The organism is Pseudomonas sp. BN515 (genome assembly GCF_029873155.1).
Taxonomy (GTDB): Bacteria; Pseudomonadota; Gammaproteobacteria; order Pseudomonadales; family Pseudomonadaceae; genus Metapseudomonas.
Window position 1 is genome coordinate 56,386 of sequence record NZ_SSOH01000018.1, and the last position, 16,300, is coordinate 72,685.

Genomic DNA, 16,300 nt, shown 5'->3' on the forward strand with positions numbered 1-16,300 from the left:
GAGCCATGTCTTTCCAATGGGATGCCATCTGGAGCGCGCTGCCCGTGTTGCTGGAGGGTGCCCGGCTCACCCTCTGGATTTCCATCCTCGGGCTTCTGGGCGGGGTGGTCATCGGCCTGGTCGCGGGCTTTGCCCGCGCCTATGGCGGATTCCTCAGCAATCGGGTAGCGCTGGTGTTCATCGAGCTGATCCGCGGCACCCCGATCATGGTGCAGGTGATGTTCATCTATTTCGCCTTGCCACTGATGGTGCCTGTGCGCATCGATCCGTTCAGCGCGGCGGTGGTCACCATCATGATCAACTCCGGCGCTTACATCGCCGAGATCACCCGTGGTGCGGTGCTGTCGATCAACCGTGGTTTCCGGGAAGCGGGCCTGGCCCTAGGCCTTTCAGGGCGTGACACCCTGCGCTATGTGATCGCGCCGCTGGCCTTCCGGCGGATGATTCCGGCCCTGGGCAACCAGTGGATCGTCAGCATCAAGGACACTTCGTTGTTCATCGTCATCGGTGTCGCCGAACTGACCCGGCAGGGACAGGAAGTGATCGCCGGCAACTTCCGCGCGATGGAAATCTGGACAGCGGTGGCGGTGATCTACCTCATCATCACCCTGGCCCTGAGCTACACCCTGCGCCGCATCGAAGGGAAACTGAAAATTCTATGATCGAGTTCAAGGGCGTTTCCAAGCACTTCGGCAGCACCCAGGTGCTCCACGACATCAACCTGAACATCGGCAGCGGCGAAGTGGTGGTCATCATCGGGCCGTCCGGCTCGGGCAAGTCCACGTTGCTGCGTTGCATCAACAAGCTGGAAGTCATCAGCGGCGGACAGCTCTACGTCGATGGCTTCGAGGTCAACGACCCCAAGGTGGAAGAGCGTCTGATCCGCCAGGAGGCGGGCATGGTGTTCCAGCAGTTCCACCTGTTCCCGCAGATGACCGCGCTGGAGAACGTGGCCTTCGGTCCCATCCGCGTGCGTGGTGCGAAGAAGGCCGACGCCGAGGCGCTGGCCCACGAACTGTTGGCCAAGGTGGGGCTGGCCGAGCGCGCCGGGCACTACCCATCGGAGCTTTCCGGCGGCCAGCAGCAGCGCGTGGCCATCGCCCGTGCCCTGGCGGTGAAGCCCAAGCTGATGCTGTTCGACGAGCCCACGTCGGCGCTGGACCCGGAGCTGCGCCACGAGGTGCTGGGGGTGATGAAGGACCTGGCGGAAGAGGGCATGACCATGGTCATCGTCACCCATGAAGTGGACTTCGCCCGCAAGGTAGCCAGCCGCCTGATCTTCATCGACAAGGGCCGCATTGCCGAGGACGGCGACCCTGCCGCCCTCATCAGCAACCCGCCGAGCCCGCGCCTGCGCGAATTCCTCCAGCACGTTTCCTGAACAGGTAGAGACCCATGGCATTCACTCATCTCCAGCTCGGCGGCAGCGCCTTTGAGATCGGCCGCGGCCTGGGCCTGTTCGGTCGCGAAGCAGTACATCGGCACCTGCGACCGCTGGCGTTGTGGCAGAACCTGGCGAAGCTGGCCGGCCGCGACGCGGCGCGCAGCATGCGTGCCGCCGTGGAGCAGCGCTTCCCGCGCTATTGGCAGGAACTCGAAGGCCTGGCGGCCGGCCTGGAACTGCCGGTGGAGGAGGTCTTCCTGTGGAACTGCCGTGGCGACTTCGTTCAGCGGCAGAGCGTCGACGGCTGCACCACGGTGCTCGGCCCCACCGCAGGCGGCACGCTGATCGCCCACAACGAGGACGGCTTCCCGCAACTGCGCGGACACTGCGGCCTGGTCAGCGTCTCCCCAGACCAGGGCCTCGCGTTCACCTCCTTCGTCTATCCCGGTTCGATTCCCGGTCACACCTTTGCGGTGAACGAGAAGGGCCTGGTGGTGACGGTGAACAACATCCGGCCACGCGCCATTCCCGTCGGCCTTCCCCGGCAGGTGCTGGGTCGTGCCAGCCTGGATGCGGCGAGCATCGACGAGGCTGTGGATATCCTTGCAAGCGAAGGCCGCGCCGGCGCCTTCCACCATGCCCTGGGGCAGATGGGCAGCGCCCGGTTGGTGAGCTTCGAGGGCACCTCGGAAGGTGCATCCGTGGTCGAGGTGAGACGCCCGTTTGGCCATTCCAACCACCTGATTCACCCGAAGCTTGGCAGTGTGGATCAGCGCATCACCGGCAGCTCAGGCAAGCGCCAGACCTGCGTGGACGGACTGGTCGCGGGTCTTGGCGAGCGGTTGGACAGTGCACAGGCGCTGGCCATTCTGCGCGACACCTCGGGTGGTGAATTGCCGGTCTACCGTTGTGCGGCCGATGACCCGGATGACGAAAACACCCTGGCCACCGCGCTGTTCCTGATCGGAGCGGAAGCAGTGGACTGGGCGGTGTACACGGAGGCCGATACCCGCGCACCGACGCTGAGTGGGCGGGTGGAGGCCTGATCTGAATCCGGCCGTCGCGGCCGGATTCAAGGCCCGCTAGTATGGGCGCCTGCCACCGGGGCGCGTCCCGGGAAACCTTCAGATGGATGCTGTCATGGCGAATCCCCCAGATACCCTCGCGGGCCTGAAACTGTTGCTCGAAGCCATCGAGCGGCGCGAAGCCGACATTTCCCTCGGCAGCAGCTCGCGTCGCGTGCTCACCGCGCTGATCGAAGCGCCGCAGCGCGCGGCGGTGTCATCCATCAGCGAACTGGCCGAGCAATTGGGGGTGAATCCTTCGACCTTCTCGCGTCTGGCACAGAAGCTCGGCTACGGAGGGTTCAGCAAGTTCCAGGATGTGTTCCGTCGCGAGGTCACCGAAGGGCGCACCTTCTACAGCGACCAGGCTTCACGCCTGCTGGTGCCGAGCAATGGCAGCAATGACAGCATCGGCCAGCTCACCCGCCTGGGGCGCCAGGAAAGCGCCAACATGGCGAGCATGATCGAGCAGGTGGATTGCGCCGATTTCGATGCCACCGTGGAGTTGCTCACCAGCGCACGCCGTGTGCGTATCCACGGCATGCGCCAGTTCACCTCGCTGGCACTGTTCATGTCCTATGCCCTGGGCATGCTCCGCCCGGATGTGGGCGCGCTGGATGCGGCCCGCCAGGGTGTTGCCGATGCCCTGGCGCAGTTGGATGAAGGTGATGTGCTGGTGGTGGCGAGCTGCTTCCCCTATACCCCCAGCGTGCTGGCCACGGCAGAAGTGGCGGCCAAGCACGGCATCAAGGTCATCGCCCTGACCGACTCCAGCAGCTCGCCGCTGGCCAGGATTGCCCGCTACAGCTTCTACGTTCCCAACCAGAGCCTGTTCTTCAGCAACAGCATGTGCGCGTTCATGCTGCTGGCAGAAGGCATCCTCAGCGCCGTGGCCAGCCGCCTGGGCGAAGCCTCGGTGGCGGCATTGAAGCATCGCGAAGCGTTGATTGCGGAGCTCAATGCTTCGCTCTGAGCCGTCTAGCTGACTGCGTGGGCTGAAGCCCACCCTTGGTGGTGAGATGCAGACCTTCGGCCTGCTTGGCGAATGAATTCGCCCCTACAGAGATGGCGGCGGAATTACCTCCGTGCGGAGCTCAACCGCCGGTGCGCGCGGCGCACCCTACCTGCATAGCTCCAGCTGAGAGCCTTATGTGGGAGCGACTTCAGTCGCGATGCGAGGCCAGCCTTATGGCTGGCCTGCCGCCGACAGTCGCTGGCTGCCGCCACTCACCACCGTCGGCTTGAGCGCCCGCGCCACTTCGCCCTGGATCTTGTAGGCCGGGGCTTCCACCGCGTTGTAGTCGCGGGTGTAGCGCTTGGCGAAGTCCGCCACGCCCCATTCCAGGTACTGCTTCACGTGATGCAGCTCGTGGGCCCAGAGGGCGACGTTGTTCTGCGCGTCGTCTTCACTGCGGAAGACGATCACGTCCACCAGGGTCACGGCTTCCACGTCGGGGTTCTGCATCAGGGTATTGGCGGCATTCGCTTGCTGGTCGACGCCCACCTTGTAGCGCGCCGTGTCCAGTACCTGCAGGTCGTAGTACGGCTCCAGTTGCGCGCGGATATGCAGCGGAATGGGATGCAGCAGGGTATCGGGCATGTTGTTGCGCGACTCCACGATCCACTGTTGCAGGCTGGTGGCGGCCATCTGGTTGACGCCCTCCAGCAGTGGCGCCATGTCTCCCGGGCTGCCCGGCGCGCAGAAGCAGGTCACCACGCAGACCTCCGATTGCCCGGCGGGGCAGGCGAGGGCGGCGGTGGAAGCGAAGGACAGGGCGAGGATGGTGTGGCGAAGGAGCGTACGAGGGGATACAGCGAACAAGGGGCCTCCCGGAGGCGCGGACTGCGCGCGCCATTATGGACAGCGACGGCGGGGATTGGTTGCGCAATCCCCCGCCGGCCGTCGGCCGGGAGCCGGCTCAGTCTTCGTCGTTCAGGTAGCTGACCTTGCGCAGGTCAGGCAGCAGCAGGCAGACCACCAGGGCCACGCCGCACATGATCGACACGTAGATATAGAAGTACTCCTCCACGCCCAGGCTCTTCAGGCCTAGTGCCACGTACTCCGCCGAGCCGCCGAAGATGGCGTTGCCCACTGCGTAGGACAGGCCGACGCCGAGGGCGCGGATTTCCGGCGGGAACATCTCCGCCTTGATCAGCCCGCTGATGGAGGTGTACAGGCTGACGATGGCCAGCGCGAGGATGATCAACCCGAAGGCGGCAAAGGGGCTGCTGACGGTCTTCAGCGCGGACAGGATCGGCCAGGTGCAGAGCATGCCCAGGGCGCCGAACCAGAGCATCGAAGTCTTGCGTCCGATGCGGTCGGACATGGAGCCGAACAACGGTTGCAGGCACATGTAGACGAACAGGGCGAAGGTCATCACGCCGCTGGCGGTCTTGGCGTCCATGCCGGCGGTGTTGACCAGGTATTTCTGCATATAGGTGGTGAAGGTGTAGAAGATCAGCGAGCCGCCAGCGGTGAAGCCCAGCACGGTGAAGAAGGCGCGCTTGTGGTGGGCGAAGAGTTCGCCGAGCGTGCCGGATTCCTTGCGTTTGAGGTTCTCCGCCTTGGCCGTTTCACTCAGTGAACGGCGCAGGTAGAAGGCGATGACGGCCGTCGCCGCACCGACGACGAACGGAACCCGCCAGCCCCAGTCGCGCAGCTGGTCGTTGCTCAGCAGCTGCTGCAGGACAACCACCACCAGCACCGCCAGCAGCTGGCCGCCGATGAGCGTCACGTACTGGAAGGAGGCGAAGAAGCCGCGCTGGCCCTTGAGCGCCACCTCGCTCATATAGGTGGCGCTGGTGCCGTACTCACCGCCCACCGACAAGCCCTGGAACAGCCTCGCCAGCAACAGCAGGGCCGGCGCCAGTACGCCAATGGTTTCGTAGGTGGGCATTGCCGCGATGGCCAGCGAGCCGCCGCACATCATCAGCACCGAAATCATCATCGCGGTCTTGCGCCCCTTCTTGTCGGCGATGCGGCCGAACATCCAGCCGCCAATGGGGCGCATCAGGAAACCGGCGGCGAATACACCGGCGGTGTTGAGCAGTTGCACCGTGGGGTTGTCGGAGGGGAAGAAGGCGTGGGCGAAATAGATGGCGGTGAAGGCGTAGACGTAGAAGTCGAACCACTCCACCAGGTTGCCGGACGAGGCGCCGACGATGGCCAGGATGCGCGTGCGGCGTTCCTCGGTCGAATACTGGGGAATGGAGGCGGATACGTTCATGGAACCTCCCTTGTGGTGCAGCGAGCGATTTCCGAGGGGCCGTGTGGACTGGAGGCCTTAGACATAATTGGAAACATTATAGTCGGCAAGGTTCCCGGGATTTCGCCTGGCGCTATCGTCCAGTGCGCCGCGCAAGCACGATCAAATGACGTCGCGGCGGGCTGGGCACACTGCCCCGCGTCTCGAAGGCGTGAACATGCAAGACCCATCGGAAAGGCCCTGTGGTTGATCGAAACGGATATCGATGGCCGTTTCGACCTGCAGGCCGCCGACGCGCCGGAGTTCGAGCGCTACAGCGCCGATTTCGACCCCATGGCCGGGATCGGCTGGGTGGATATCCGGGTGCCGCTGAAGGACTGAAAAAGGAGAGACTGCCGACGGCCTGCCGGCCTAAACTGGGCGGCATTTTCGTCAGGCCCATTGCCCATCTATGCCGAATACGCAGGTATCAAGTCGTTGCCGAGCGTTGTGGATCGCCGCGTTGCTGTTTACCAGCGCGTGGCTGCCGTTCGGTCATGCCAGTCAGCCGGCGGAGTACCGCATCGGAGTGGAGCAGGTGGACTACTACCCGATCTTCTCCGCCGCGCCGCCGGACTACCAGTACCGTGGCTACGCCCGTGACCTGCTGGACCTGTTTGCCGAGCGGGAGAATCTGCACTTCACCTATGTGGTGCTGCCCGTGCGGCGTCTGTCCCATGCTTACTGGTCGGGCCAGCTCGACCTGGTCTTCCCCGACAACCCGCGCTGGGCGGAGTCACAGAAGCCGGGCGGCATCACTTATTCACAACCGGTGCTGCAATTCCAGGACGTCATGCTGGTGCTGCCGGAACGCAAGGGAAAGCCGCGCGAGACGTTTCGCCGGTTGGGGTTCGTTCGCGGCTTCACGCCGTGGAAATTCCAGGACGACATCGCCGCCGGACGGGTGACCATCAAGGAAGCGCCCAACCCCGAAGGCCTGATCCACATGGCCCTGGCCGGCTACATCGATGCCGCCAACATGGCGCGGCAGGTGGCGCATTTCCACCTCAAGAACCTGGGACACGAGCAGGGCCTGGTGGTGGAGCCCAAACTGCTGCCCATCAGCGACAGTTACTACCACCTCTCCAGCATCCGCCACCCGGAGCTGATTCAGCGCTTCAACGCCTTCCTGCAACGGGATCAGGCAGCGGTGCAGGCCATGAAGGCCAAGTACGAGCTTTGAGGCACGGCATAGCCGGGTGATCGGTTCAGGTCACCCCGAACACCTCCATCAATTCCTCGAGAAAAGTGCTCACCAGTTCGCTCTGGCGGGTGGAGCGCCGTACCGCCGCGTGGAACTGCACTTCATAGCTCAGTTGCTGGGGGTTGAGCGCGCGAACCTGGTCCAGCTCAACGTGCCGCGCCGCGTAGTGTTGCGGCAGGAAGCCGAGGTGCTGGCCGGAGAGAATCAGCAGGGCGGCGCCGTCCATGCTGTCGGTGAGGGCGGTGAGGTGGTCGATGGCGGCGGGCGCCGGCATCTCCGGCAGCGGATGACTGGGCCAGACCCACTCGTGCCCGGCCACCTCCGTGCTGTCCAGCGCTCCGGCCTTCGCGTAGAGCGGGTGCGAGGCGCTGCAATAGGCCAACTGGGTTTCGTTGAAGAGGGCAAAGTAGTCGAGGCTGTCGAGCCTTCGCCAGAAATAGCCGATGGCGAGATCCAGGTGGCCGTTCACCAGCTTCTCTTCGAGGAAGGACGACGACAGCTCGGTGAACTGGAAGTACAGGCCCTGATTACGGGCGCGCAGGCGGGCGATGGCCTGGGCGATCTTCTTGTTGGCCGTCGGGTCGATCTGCCCCAGCAGGCCGATGTTCAGGGTGCCGCTGAGGGTGCGGTTGATGTGCTGCACTTCCAGGCGGAAGCCTTCGGCGGCGGCCAGCAGGCGGCGCGCCGCCTCGACGAACTGGCTGCCCTTGGGCGTCAGCGCGAATCCCGCCCGGCCGCGCTGGCAGAGGCGAAAGCCCAGGCGCGTTTCCAGTGAGGCCAGTTGCGCGCTGATGGTGGGCTGCGAGGTGTTCAGCGCGGTCTGCGCCGCCGAAATGCCGCCCGCCTCGACGACGGCGAGAAAGACCCGGATCAAGCGGATATCCAGTTCGGACACGTTGCCCAGCATGGGACCTCCAGAAGTGCATTACATAGATGTTGATCTATGTGAACAGTTGGGCCTGGCTATTTTACGAGCCCGGTCGGGCGCCTAGATTGCCACCTCAGCGATAGCTCGATGCCCGCCGGATGCGGGGAAGAGCCCAGTCGCGGGCGCGCCATCATAGGGCGCCCCGGGTAACGTTCGCCACAGGGCTCGGGCCGCGTTACCTCACCCAACATAGATGAACCCGATGTGTGGCCGGGGCCGTGCGTGGCCGCTGACAGCATCATCACAAGAACAACAGTTCGCTCGACCAAGAGCGAAGGAGCATCCCATGTCAGGGTCCACCCAGCCCGTGCACGCAGCCGAAGCCGGCGGCGGCCTGGCCATCGAAGGCCACTCGATCGACTACATCCCCGAATCGGAGCGCCATGCCCGGCTCGGCAGCCAGGGGCCGTTCTGGTTCCTCGGCAACTTCCACTTCTTCACCATCTCCATCGGCTTCGTCGGCCCCGCCCTCGGCCTGTCCGCCCTGTGGACAACCCTGGCCGGCGCACTGGGCATCATGTTCGGCACCCTGTTCATGGCCTTCCATGGTTCCCAGGGGCCGGAGATGGGCTTGCCGCAGATGATCCAGTCCCGCGCGCAGTTCGGTTATCGCGGTGTGGTGCTGGCGCTGTTGGCGACTCTGTTCGTGTTCGTCGGCTTCAACGTGGTCAACGTCACCCTCATCATCGATGGCCTGAACAAGGTCTTCGGGCTCGAACCGATTCCCGTGGCCTGTGGGGTGATCGCCGTTGGCGCGCTGTTGTCGATCTACGGCCATGACCTGATGCACAAGGCGTTCAAGTGGGCGCTGATGCTGACCCTGCCGCTCTATGCGCTGGTGACTGTCGCCCTGATGTTCGGCGCCGGGCAGACCGAGGCCGCCGAGCCGGCCAGCCTCGGTTTCAGCTGGGTCGCCTTCGCCACGCAATTCGCCATCGCCGCCAGCTACAACATCTCCTATGCGCCCTATGTCTCCGACTACTCGCGCTACCTGCCGAAGAACACCAGTCGCGCGAAGTTGATTACCGCCATCTTCCTCGGTGCTTCGCTTTCCGGCGGCTGGATGATCGGTCTCGGTGCCTGGCTGGCCCAGCTGCTCCAAGCCTCCGATGCGCTGGTGGCGCTGGACCGCGTGGGCAGCGCCCTCCTGCCGGGGCTGGGCAATGTGCTGGTGCTGGTCTCGGTGCTCGGCTTCCTGCCGGTGATCGCCCTCAACACCTACAGCGCCATGCTGACCCTGCTCACCGGGATCGACTCCGTTCGCCGCATCAACCCCACGCCGCGCGCACGGGTGCTGTCCATCCTCGTCATCACTTTGGTGCTGCTGGCCTGCGTGCTGTCCATTCGCGGCAACGGCATTGCCATCCTCAATACCTTCCTGGTGCTGATGCTCTACTTCCTGGTGCCCTGGACCGCCGTGAACCTGGTGGACTATTTCTTCGTGCGCAAGGGCCGCTACGCCATTCCGCACTTCTTCACGCCCAAGGGCATGTACGGCGCCTGGCAACTGCGCGGCATCGTCTCCTACCTGGTGGGCTTCGCCTGCATGGTCCCGTTCTTCTTCATCTTCGATGCAGCGGCGGGCGAGGAAGTCTTCGTCGGCCCCATGGCGCGCCTGCTGGACGGTGTGGATATCGCCTGGCTGGTGGGGCTGGTGGTTTCCGGGCTGACCTACTTCATCCTCAGCCGCTCGCTCGACCTGGACGCCGAGCGCCGCACCATCGACGCCATCAGCGAGCGCGACATCCTCGCCGTGGCCCGACCTGGCTCAAGCCAGGCGTCGTGAACCTGACAACAGGGAGTACCCACCCGTGAACGCACCTCGAACCATCGCCGTGGCCTGCTGCCAGTTGGCACCGAAGATCGGCGACCTCGCCCACAACCGCCGTATCACCGAGCGGGCCATCCGCGCGGCGGCGCTGCAAGGAGCGCGAGTCGTGGTGCTGCCGGAGCTGGTACAGAGCGGCTATGTCTTCCACGACCTCGGTGAAGCGCTGGCGCTTTCCGAGGCGGCGGACGGGCCGACCCTGCAGCTGTGGCAGGCGCTGGCTGGCGAGCTGGATATCGTCATCGTCGGTGGCTTCTGCGAGCGTCTGGAGGGTGAGCGAGTCGCCAACAGCGCCGCACTGGTGGATGCCACGGGCGTGCGCGCGATCTACCGCAAGGCCCACCTGTGGGACGCCGAGAACGCCATCTTCACCGCCGGCAACGAGCAGCCGCCGGTGGTGGAAACCGCCTTCGGGCGTATCGGTGTGATGGTCTGCTACGACCTGGAATTCCCGGAATGGGTGCGCCTGCCGGCCCTGGCTGGTGCTGACCTGCTGTGCGCTCCGGTCAACTGGCCGGACGGTCCGCGCCCCGCCATCGAGCGTCCGGCGGAGGTGGTGCGCGTGCAGGCCAACGCGGCGGTCAATCGGCTGTTCATCGCCGCCTGCGACCGCCACGGCAGTGAGCGCGGGGTGAACTGGGTGCAGGGCTCGATCATCGTCGACCCGGATGGCTACCCCTTGGCCGGGCCGGCGGAGGAGGGTGGGGAGCAGATCCTGATCGCCACCCTGAAGCTGGACGAAGCCCGCAACAAACGCATCAGCCAGCACAACCACCTGCACGATGACCGGCGCCCGGAGCTGTACCGAGCCGGCGGGTTGCTGTAGGCAAAGCGAACGGGCCCTCCCGTTCATCGGGTCCACTGAAAAAGCCCCGCAGTGCGGGGCTTTTTCTTGTGCGGGGGAAACCTACTGGTCCTGAGCCACGCTGGACACGACAGCCTGGATTGGGCCCTCCTGCTCTCTGATGCAGAACAGCACCATGTGGAAATCGCTGCCCCATTCAGATTCGCAGCGGCTGCGAACCGGTCCGTTGTAGCCGGTAATCGCCTCGGCGGACCGGCGCTGTTCCTCCACGCAGTAGGCGCGCATGGCATCGCCACTCCATTTGTTCTGGCAGTGCGCTTGAATGGCCGATTCATCGGCCTGGGCAGTGGATAAGTAGCCGGCCACGATGGTCAGGGCTGCGGCGATCAGACACTTGTTATTGGACATGGAAACGCTCTCTTCCTTCGAAATGTCGGCCCTCCCTGGCCCGCGGATTACAGAATGCAGTGACGTGAAGCCGTGCGAGGCAACGACTGACCGAACCCGCCGACACAGCAGGGGAGCAGTCTAGTACAGCGCCGCGTTCTTCCCAGGTTCATCGGCCATGGCCCGACACCCGGTACAGGGCTCAGCGTGGAAACGCGCGCATTCTTCCACGCAAGAAACCAGGTTTCACCGAATCTGGATCAATGCTTTTGATGCGGCACCGCTCGCCGCGACGAACGGGAATCGCAGCGTCTGGCACGTTTGGAGAAATGTCTGGTGGGCGCTGGAACTCGTTTCACCGGCCGCACTCTGAGGGGGAACGCCAACACCAAGGAGTCACCATGCGTGTCCGCAACACCGCTGCCGCCCTCGTACTGATCGCCGTTCCCTTTGCGTCCGCCGTGGCCAAGCACGACCACGACGATCACGACGACCTGCTGCGCAACCTCATCTCCACCGGCGCAACCACTGCTTCCAGCTACATCACCAGCGGCGGCGACGACAAACTCGTCGGCCCGGTGAAGGATGACGCCAGCAGCTTCATCGCCAGCGATGGCGCCATTCGCGGCCCGTACCTCGAAGCGGAACTGCAGCGGCTGCGCCAGCAGAACCCCGAACTGCAAGGCAGCAGCGACCTGGAACTGGCCAGCGCGATCCTGGCTGCCGAACCCCGCTGACCCTCCCCGACGCCCAGGGCCCCGCGCCCTGGGTTTCTCCAGGCTTGAACGAGCCTTACTCCGGTAAACCGGCGCAAGCGTGCCGGACGTGCCGCCATCTCATCTGATCTCCCGACGAAGCTGCTGAAAACACGCGGAAAGTGCCTCCCGCCAGGGTTCGCGGTGGGCATTTTGATAGCACTGCTCTATGGGTAATCGAGTCGTGATTGAGCAGTACCGTGGCGTTTTTGAGTAATAGGAATTGCACCCGCACGACATAAAGTGACGCGCCGTCCGGCCGCTGCAAGCGTCTGGAATGCGGTTCTTTGGCCACTGAAGGAGATCGCCCTTTTCGTAGATGCCCGCCCCAATCCCCCAATTTCAGAAATAAGAGAACAAGACGAAATGAACACCGTGGGATCCGATGGTTCGAGTGGAAATCTGGCGCAGGGATTCAAGCCGCGCCACGTAACAATGTTGTCCATTGCGGGCATCATCGGCGCAGGCCTGTTCGTTGGGTCGGGGCATGCGATCGCAGCCGCCGGGCCTGCAGCGATCCTGGCATATATCGCATCCGGGATTCTGGTCGTCCTCGTCATGCGGATGCTCGGCGAAATGGCCGTTGCGAATCCCGATACCGGGTCGTTCTCCACCTACGCCGACCAGGCGATAGGGCGCTGGGCGGGCTTCACCATCGGCTGGCTGTACTGGTGGTTCTGGGTGCTGGTGATTCCCATCGAAGCGCTGGCCGCCGGACACGTGCTGAACAACTGGTTCCCCCAGATCGACACCTGGTTGTACGCCCTGATTTCCGTGATCGCCCTGGCCGCGACCAACCTCTTCAGCGTGTCCAAGTACGGTGAGTTCGAGTTCTGGTTCGCGATGTTCAAGGTGGCGGCGATCATCGCGTTCATCAGCCTGGGTCTGGTCATGTTGATGGGCTGGGTGCCCGACCGGGAAGTAAGCGGGCTCAGCACCCTGGTGAATGAGCATGGCGGCTTCGCGCCCAAGGGCATGGCCGCAGTGGTCGGGGCCTTCATCACCGTCATGTTCAGCTTCATCGGTACCGAAGCCGTCACCATCGCCGCTGCCGAATCCAGCAACCCGGCACGCAACATCGCCCGCGCCACGCGCTCCGTCATCTGGCGGATCAGCGTCTTCTACCTGCTGTCCATCTTCGTGATCATCTCCGTGGTGCCGTGGAATGACCCGCTGCTGCCGGTGCAGGGCTCTTATCAGCGCGCCCTGGAGCTGATGAACGTTCCCTACGCCAAGTTCCTGGTGGACGTGGTCGTGCTGGTCGCCGTGGCGAGCTGCATGAACTCATCCATCTACATCGCCTCCCGCATGCTCTTCTCCCTGGCCCGCCGCTCCGAGGCCCCGGCCCTCCTGAAAGTGACGTCCCCGGTTGGCGTGCCCAGGGCTGCGGTCATTGCCAGTACCCTGATCGGCGCCGGCATCGCCGTGCTGAACTTCTTCGCACCGGCCGGCGTATTCGACTTCCTGCTGGCAAGCTCCGGCGCCATCGCGCTGCTGGTGTACCTTGTTATCGCGATTTCGCAATTGCGCATGCGCTCGAAACTGCAGCGCAACAACACCGAGATCGTCTTCCGCATGTGGCTGTTCCCCTGGCTCACCTACCTCGTCATCGCGTTCATCGTCTGCGCGCTGGGCGTGATGCTGGTGACCCCCGAGCACCGGGCCGAGATCACTTCCACCGTGAGCCTGGCGATCGTGATTTCCTTCCTGGGCATCATCACCGCCCGCCGCCACGCCCGACCGGTGCGAGCGACCGCCCTGGGGTAGTGCGGGGCTACTGCGGCTGAAGAAAAAACGCCGAGTCCATTCAAGGGCTCGGCGTTTTCCTTTCCGGTTTGGCGGACTTACTGACCGATCACGGGCGGCAGGCGCTCCAGCAGACGCGAACAATCACTGAGCGGCAGCCAGGCCTTGCCCTGCCAGTGCAGCAGCCGGCGGCAGGGGCGCGACTCGTCGAAGCGTCCTTCGCTGCGCAATCGCGGAATCACCTGTTGGGTTGTTCGAGAAGAATCGAGCTATAGAGTAGCGATCCCCACATCCACACCTACGAAGTCACCTCGATGTGAACTACCCGGCCACTACCGAACTTCACGCGCCTAATGTCGGATACGACAAGCTAGCGATGCGCTCAGCAACTAAGCCCCGCCACCGGCGGGGCCTTTCGTTTCGGGGCTCACTTACCTGATTTCTTGTCCTGAGCAGTGGTCCACTGTGACTTCTTGCGATCAGCATTCCACCCCGACTTGCCGGAGGGAACTGCGGTGATCTCGCCACCCTTCGATAGAAAGGTCTCGATCTGCTCGTTCAGTACTGATTGAGCTCGGCTTGCCGGTGTGTCGGGCATGTGGGTTACCTATGAGTGATGAGCCGTCATTGCGAGCGACTCGCCCCGGACTATACAGACTTGCCTGTCCGCCATCCGGGAAACTGGACCGGTCGTCAAGAATCAGTCCAGAACTGGCCCTATCGGCCGAAAAGACTATCTAGTCCAGGCGAACCCTGTATGCTGAGCCCACTGCTTGCTCAGTCTTGCGGCACCGTCTTGATGTTCTGTCCTTTCGATGTTCCATCTCCTCGGCCTCCCTCGCTTCGCATCCAGTTATGGCCAGGCTTCCGCCTGACCTGTATTCCTATACCTTGGAGATAACATCATGGCTGCACGCCAAAACGGTACCGTCAAATGGTTCAACGCCGAGAAAGGCTTCGGCTTCATCACCCCTGAGCAAGGTCCGGATGTGTTCGTGCACTTCCGCCAGATCGAAAGCACTGGCTACAAATCCCTGGACGAGGGCCAGCGCGTCAGCTTCGTCGTCACTGCCGGGGCTAAAGGTCCTCAGGCTGAACAGGTTCGCGCCGAATAACAGACCGTGCATAAAAAAGCCCCGTGCCGTCGGGGCTTTTTTGTTTCCGGCGTTTTTACACCCTTCGTCCGGTATCGAAATTACTGGGAGCTATTTGATCGCATAGGGTGTTTAGTGGGGACTATCCAACCCTCCAGAGGAGGGCCGACAATGAATAGGCGCGATTTCCCCGAACATTCCGCCTGGACCGAAACCCGCATCAACGGAGACCACGTGCTGGCCTTCGTCGCCATCCAGCCTCACGACAGTAAGGGCGAGCCCCGCATCCACCAGGTCTACGGCTGTACGTACTTTGCGCGTCAGTGCGATGCACTTGAAGCGGCCAAGGTGGCATTGAGCAAACTGCTCCACATTGACGAGCAAAATCAACCGGTGTTCAGCTCAGTGGAATGCTGGGCGCCATGATGATGCCCGTGACGAGCCCTCGGGCGTGAGATCAGGCACTACCTGGTCCGCGTTGCCAGCCGCGAACACTGATCGCCATCCCTCCCCCCAACGCGCCACCGAACGGGCCTTTTATTTACGGACATCTCCCCTTGGTCCGTTATCTAAATGAGAGGGAGCTATTCAGGCGCATCAGGGTGATAGTGAAATCTGAAGTGGTCAAGTAAAACTGGACACCGGTTTAGGTCTATCCAGCCAGCGCTTCGCGCTGTGCCGGTGTCTGGTAGCTGTTGTAGCTGTGTGGCCGTCGGTGGTTGTAGTAGTCGGTCAGGTAGCGCAGTACATCAGCCTCTGCTTCGGCTTGGCTGGCGTAACCCGAAGCCGGTATCCATTCGGATTTGAGGCTCCGGAAGAAACGCTCCATCGGGGCGTTGTCCCAGCAATTGCCGCGACGACTCATGCTCTGGCGGATTCGATGCCGCCAGAGCAATTGTCGAAATTCCTGACTGCTGTAGTGGCTGCCCTGGTCGGAGTGAAACAGCACGCCGGCGGGGCAACCGCGAGCCTCATAGGCCACGCGCAAAGCACGTCCGGTAAGCTGCGAGTCCGGACGATCGGACATTGCCCAACCCACAATCCGCCGCGCATACAGGTCCATGATCGCGGCCAAGTAGATCCAGCGCCCGCCGGCCCAGATGTACGTCACGTCACCGCACCACACCTGATTGGGGCCGTGGGTGCGGAATTGCCGGTCCAGTTCGTTCGACGCTTTGGCACTCTCACCCTCAGTTGGGCGGTAACGGTGTCGACGGCGTTGCGAGCTGAACAACTGGGCCTCTTTCATCAGACGGCCGGCCAGGAATCGACCCACTGCCCAGCCTTCCTGGCGCAAAGCCGCCGCGAGCGTCCGGGCGCCTGCCGAACGCCGACTCTGGACATGCAGCTCCACCAAGCGCTGTCGCAACCTGGCGTGCGGCTGATTACCGCGAGCTGCTGACTTAGCGGCGGCATAGACACTGCTGCGATTGATGCCGAACAGCCGGCAAAGCTCTGCCCGTGGATAGTGCTCACCCAATGACTCGACTAAGCGCACTAATCGAGGGCGTCTGACATCAAGAGAGCGGTAGCCTTTTTTAAGATCTCTTTCTCCCGCTCCAGCCGCCGCACCTGGGCCTCCAGCTCCTGGATTCGCCGCTGCTCCGGCGTCATGGCCTTGCTGTGCTCCGGCGTCTTGCCATGGCGCTCCAGGGTCAATTGCTCGACCCAGCGCCGCATGGCAGTTGGGCCTACCCCCATCGCCTTGCAGGCTGCCGGTATGGAATAGCCTTGATCGACCACCAGGCTGGCGGCCTCGAGTTTGAATTCCGGACTGAATGATCTTCTGCTCATGAACACCTCTTGCTTGGGCGCAGCTTAACGCCCTATCGGGGTGTCCAGAATCATTAGGCCACTTCA

General features: G+C 63.4%; 17 protein-coding genes and 2 pseudogenes. 12 read left to right on the top strand and 7 right to left on the bottom strand.

Features of this window, described 5'->3' with window-relative positions; genetic code table 11:
• The first annotated feature begins 5 nt into the window (after nt 1-5).
• From glnP to E8E91_RS04525, 4 genes are all read left to right on the top strand, one after another.
• A complete protein-coding gene (glnP, locus tag E8E91_RS04510) occupies nt 6-662 on the top strand; it encodes a glutamine ABC transporter permease GlnP (RefSeq protein WP_280374780.1) in 657 nt (218 codons plus the stop codon).
• Nucleotides 659-1,381, top strand: coding sequence for a glutamine ABC transporter ATP-binding protein GlnQ (gene glnQ, locus E8E91_RS04515; protein WP_280374781.1), 723 nt, complete (start codon nt 659-661; stop codon nt 1,379-1,381). The genes glnP and glnQ overlap by 4 nt, the downstream gene beginning before the upstream one ends.
• A gap of 14 nt (nt 1,382-1,395) precedes the next feature.
• Complete coding sequence (locus E8E91_RS04520) at nt 1,396-2,430, top strand: C45 family autoproteolytic acyltransferase/hydolase (RefSeq protein ID WP_280374782.1); 1,035 nt, start codon at nt 1,396-1,398, stop codon at nt 2,428-2,430.
• Between the two features lie 94 nt (nt 2,431-2,524).
• Nucleotides 2,525-3,421 (top strand): MurR/RpiR family transcriptional regulator, encoded by an 897-nt coding sequence (locus tag E8E91_RS04525; protein WP_280374783.1) that lies wholly within the window; start codon nt 2,525-2,527, stop codon nt 3,419-3,421.
• A gap of 213 nt (nt 3,422-3,634) precedes the next feature.
• Here the strand turns inward: E8E91_RS04525 and E8E91_RS04530 are convergent, their stop codons facing one another.
• Both E8E91_RS04530 and E8E91_RS04535 read right to left on the bottom strand, forming a co-directional pair.
• Nucleotides 3,635-4,270, bottom strand: coding sequence for a DUF4157 domain-containing protein (locus tag E8E91_RS04530; RefSeq protein WP_280374784.1), 636 nt, complete (start codon nt 4,268-4,270; stop codon nt 3,635-3,637).
• Between the two features lie 97 nt (nt 4,271-4,367).
• On the bottom strand, nt 4,368-5,675 hold the full coding sequence (locus E8E91_RS04535; protein WP_280374785.1) for an MFS family transporter: 1,308 nt from the start codon (nt 5,673-5,675) through the stop codon (nt 4,368-4,370).
• Nucleotides 5,676-5,936: 261 nt separating this feature from the next.
• Here E8E91_RS04535 and E8E91_RS04540 point away from each other — a divergent pair.
• Nucleotides 5,937-6,035, top strand: a pseudogene (locus tag E8E91_RS04540) (AraC family transcriptional regulator); the annotation flags it as partial.
• Between the two features lie 121 nt (nt 6,036-6,156).
• Nucleotides 6,157-6,876, top strand: a complete 720-nt coding sequence (locus E8E91_RS04545) for an ABC transporter substrate-binding protein (RefSeq protein WP_280374786.1) — start codon at nt 6,157-6,159, stop codon at nt 6,874-6,876.
• A 25-nt stretch (nt 6,877-6,901) separates the two neighbouring features.
• On the opposite strand, the gene E8E91_RS04550 is transcribed toward E8E91_RS04545, so the two are convergent.
• Complete coding sequence (locus tag E8E91_RS04550; protein WP_280374787.1) at nt 6,902-7,804, bottom strand: LysR family transcriptional regulator; 903 nt, start codon at nt 7,802-7,804, stop codon at nt 6,902-6,904.
• A 307-nt stretch (nt 7,805-8,111) separates the two neighbouring features.
• Here E8E91_RS04550 and E8E91_RS04555 point away from each other — a divergent pair, with 307 nt between their 5' ends.
• Both E8E91_RS04555 and E8E91_RS04560 read left to right on the top strand, forming a co-directional pair.
• Nucleotides 8,112-9,611: a cytosine permease gene (locus E8E91_RS04555; RefSeq protein WP_280374788.1), complete on the top strand. Its 1,500-nt coding sequence runs from the start codon at nt 8,112-8,114 to the stop codon at nt 9,609-9,611.
• A 25-nt stretch (nt 9,612-9,636) separates the two neighbouring features.
• Nucleotides 9,637-10,479 (top strand): nitrilase family protein, encoded by an 843-nt coding sequence (locus E8E91_RS04560; RefSeq protein ID WP_280374789.1) that lies wholly within the window; start codon nt 9,637-9,639, stop codon nt 10,477-10,479.
• An 81-nt stretch (nt 10,480-10,560) separates the two neighbouring features.
• Here the strand turns inward: E8E91_RS04560 and E8E91_RS04565 are convergent, their stop codons facing one another.
• Nucleotides 10,561-10,866, bottom strand: a complete 306-nt coding sequence (locus E8E91_RS04565) for a hypothetical protein (RefSeq protein ID WP_280374790.1) — start codon at nt 10,864-10,866, stop codon at nt 10,561-10,563.
• Between the two features lie 380 nt (nt 10,867-11,246).
• Here E8E91_RS04565 and E8E91_RS04570 point away from each other — a divergent pair, with 380 nt between their 5' ends.
• Nucleotides 11,247-11,582: a DUF2388 domain-containing protein gene (locus tag E8E91_RS04570; RefSeq protein WP_280374791.1), complete on the top strand. Its 336-nt coding sequence runs from the start codon at nt 11,247-11,249 to the stop codon at nt 11,580-11,582.
• Between the two features lie 384 nt (nt 11,583-11,966).
• Nucleotides 11,967-13,367, top strand: a complete 1,401-nt coding sequence (gabP, locus tag E8E91_RS04575) for a GABA permease (RefSeq protein ID WP_280374792.1) — start codon at nt 11,967-11,969, stop codon at nt 13,365-13,367.
• A 77-nt stretch (nt 13,368-13,444) separates the two neighbouring features.
• Here the strand turns inward: gabP and E8E91_RS04580 are convergent, their stop codons facing one another.
• Complete coding sequence (locus E8E91_RS04580; RefSeq protein WP_280374793.1) at nt 13,445-13,576, bottom strand: hypothetical protein; 132 nt, start codon at nt 13,574-13,576, stop codon at nt 13,445-13,447.
• A 197-nt stretch (nt 13,577-13,773) separates the two neighbouring features.
• Entirely contained in the window at nt 13,774-13,944 is a 171-nt protein-coding gene (locus E8E91_RS04585) for a hypothetical protein (RefSeq protein WP_280374794.1), read from the bottom strand.
• 307 nt (nt 13,945-14,251) lie between these two features.
• On the opposite strand from E8E91_RS04585, the gene E8E91_RS04590 reads away from it, so the two are divergent.
• Together E8E91_RS04590 and E8E91_RS04595 are read left to right on the top strand one after the other, a co-directional pair.
• On the top strand, nt 14,252-14,461 hold the full coding sequence (locus E8E91_RS04590) for a cold-shock protein (RefSeq protein WP_280374795.1): 210 nt from the start codon (nt 14,252-14,254) through the stop codon (nt 14,459-14,461).
• Nucleotides 14,462-14,611: 150 nt separating this feature from the next.
• Nucleotides 14,612-14,866, top strand: coding sequence for a hypothetical protein (locus tag E8E91_RS04595; protein WP_280374796.1), 255 nt, complete (start codon nt 14,612-14,614; stop codon nt 14,864-14,866).
• 198 nt (nt 14,867-15,064) lie between these two features.
• Here the strand turns inward: E8E91_RS04595 and E8E91_RS04600 are convergent.
• Nucleotides 15,065-16,240 (bottom strand): annotated as a pseudogene (locus tag E8E91_RS04600) (IS3 family transposase).
• Between the last annotated feature and the right edge of the window lie 60 nt (nt 16,241-16,300).

Excerpts from the sequence above, each read along its gene's own strand:
- E8E91_RS04555 (WP_280374788.1), top strand. The coding sequence starts at position 8,112 with ATGTCAGGGTCCACCCAGCCCGTGCACGCAGCCGAAGCCGGCGGCGGC.
- E8E91_RS04565 (WP_280374790.1), bottom strand. The coding sequence starts at position 10,866 with ATGTCCAATAACAAGTGTCTGATCGCCGCAGCCCTGACCATCGTGGCC.
- E8E91_RS04535 (WP_280374785.1), bottom strand. The coding sequence starts at position 5,675 with ATGAACGTATCCGCCTCCATTCCCCAGTATTCGACCGAGGAACGCCGC.
- gabP (WP_280374792.1), top strand. The coding sequence starts at position 11,967 with ATGAACACCGTGGGATCCGATGGTTCGAGTGGAAATCTGGCGCAGGGA.
- E8E91_RS04590 (WP_280374795.1), top strand. The coding sequence starts at position 14,252 with ATGGCTGCACGCCAAAACGGTACCGTCAAATGGTTCAACGCCGAGAAA.
- E8E91_RS04520 (WP_280374782.1), top strand. The coding sequence starts at position 1,396 with ATGGCATTCACTCATCTCCAGCTCGGCGGCAGCGCCTTTGAGATCGGC.
- E8E91_RS04595 (WP_280374796.1), top strand. The coding sequence starts at position 14,612 with ATGAATAGGCGCGATTTCCCCGAACATTCCGCCTGGACCGAAACCCGC.
- E8E91_RS04585 (WP_280374794.1), bottom strand. The coding sequence starts at position 13,944 with ATGCCCGACACACCGGCAAGCCGAGCTCAATCAGTACTGAACGAGCAG.
- glnP (WP_280374780.1), top strand. The coding sequence starts at position 6 with ATGTCTTTCCAATGGGATGCCATCTGGAGCGCGCTGCCCGTGTTGCTG.
- E8E91_RS04525 (WP_280374783.1), top strand. The coding sequence starts at position 2,525 with ATGGCGAATCCCCCAGATACCCTCGCGGGCCTGAAACTGTTGCTCGAA.
- E8E91_RS04570 (WP_280374791.1), top strand. The coding sequence starts at position 11,247 with ATGCGTGTCCGCAACACCGCTGCCGCCCTCGTACTGATCGCCGTTCCC.
- E8E91_RS04550 (WP_280374787.1), bottom strand. The coding sequence starts at position 7,804 with ATGCTGGGCAACGTGTCCGAACTGGATATCCGCTTGATCCGGGTCTTT.
- glnQ (WP_280374781.1), top strand. The coding sequence starts at position 659 with ATGATCGAGTTCAAGGGCGTTTCCAAGCACTTCGGCAGCACCCAGGTG.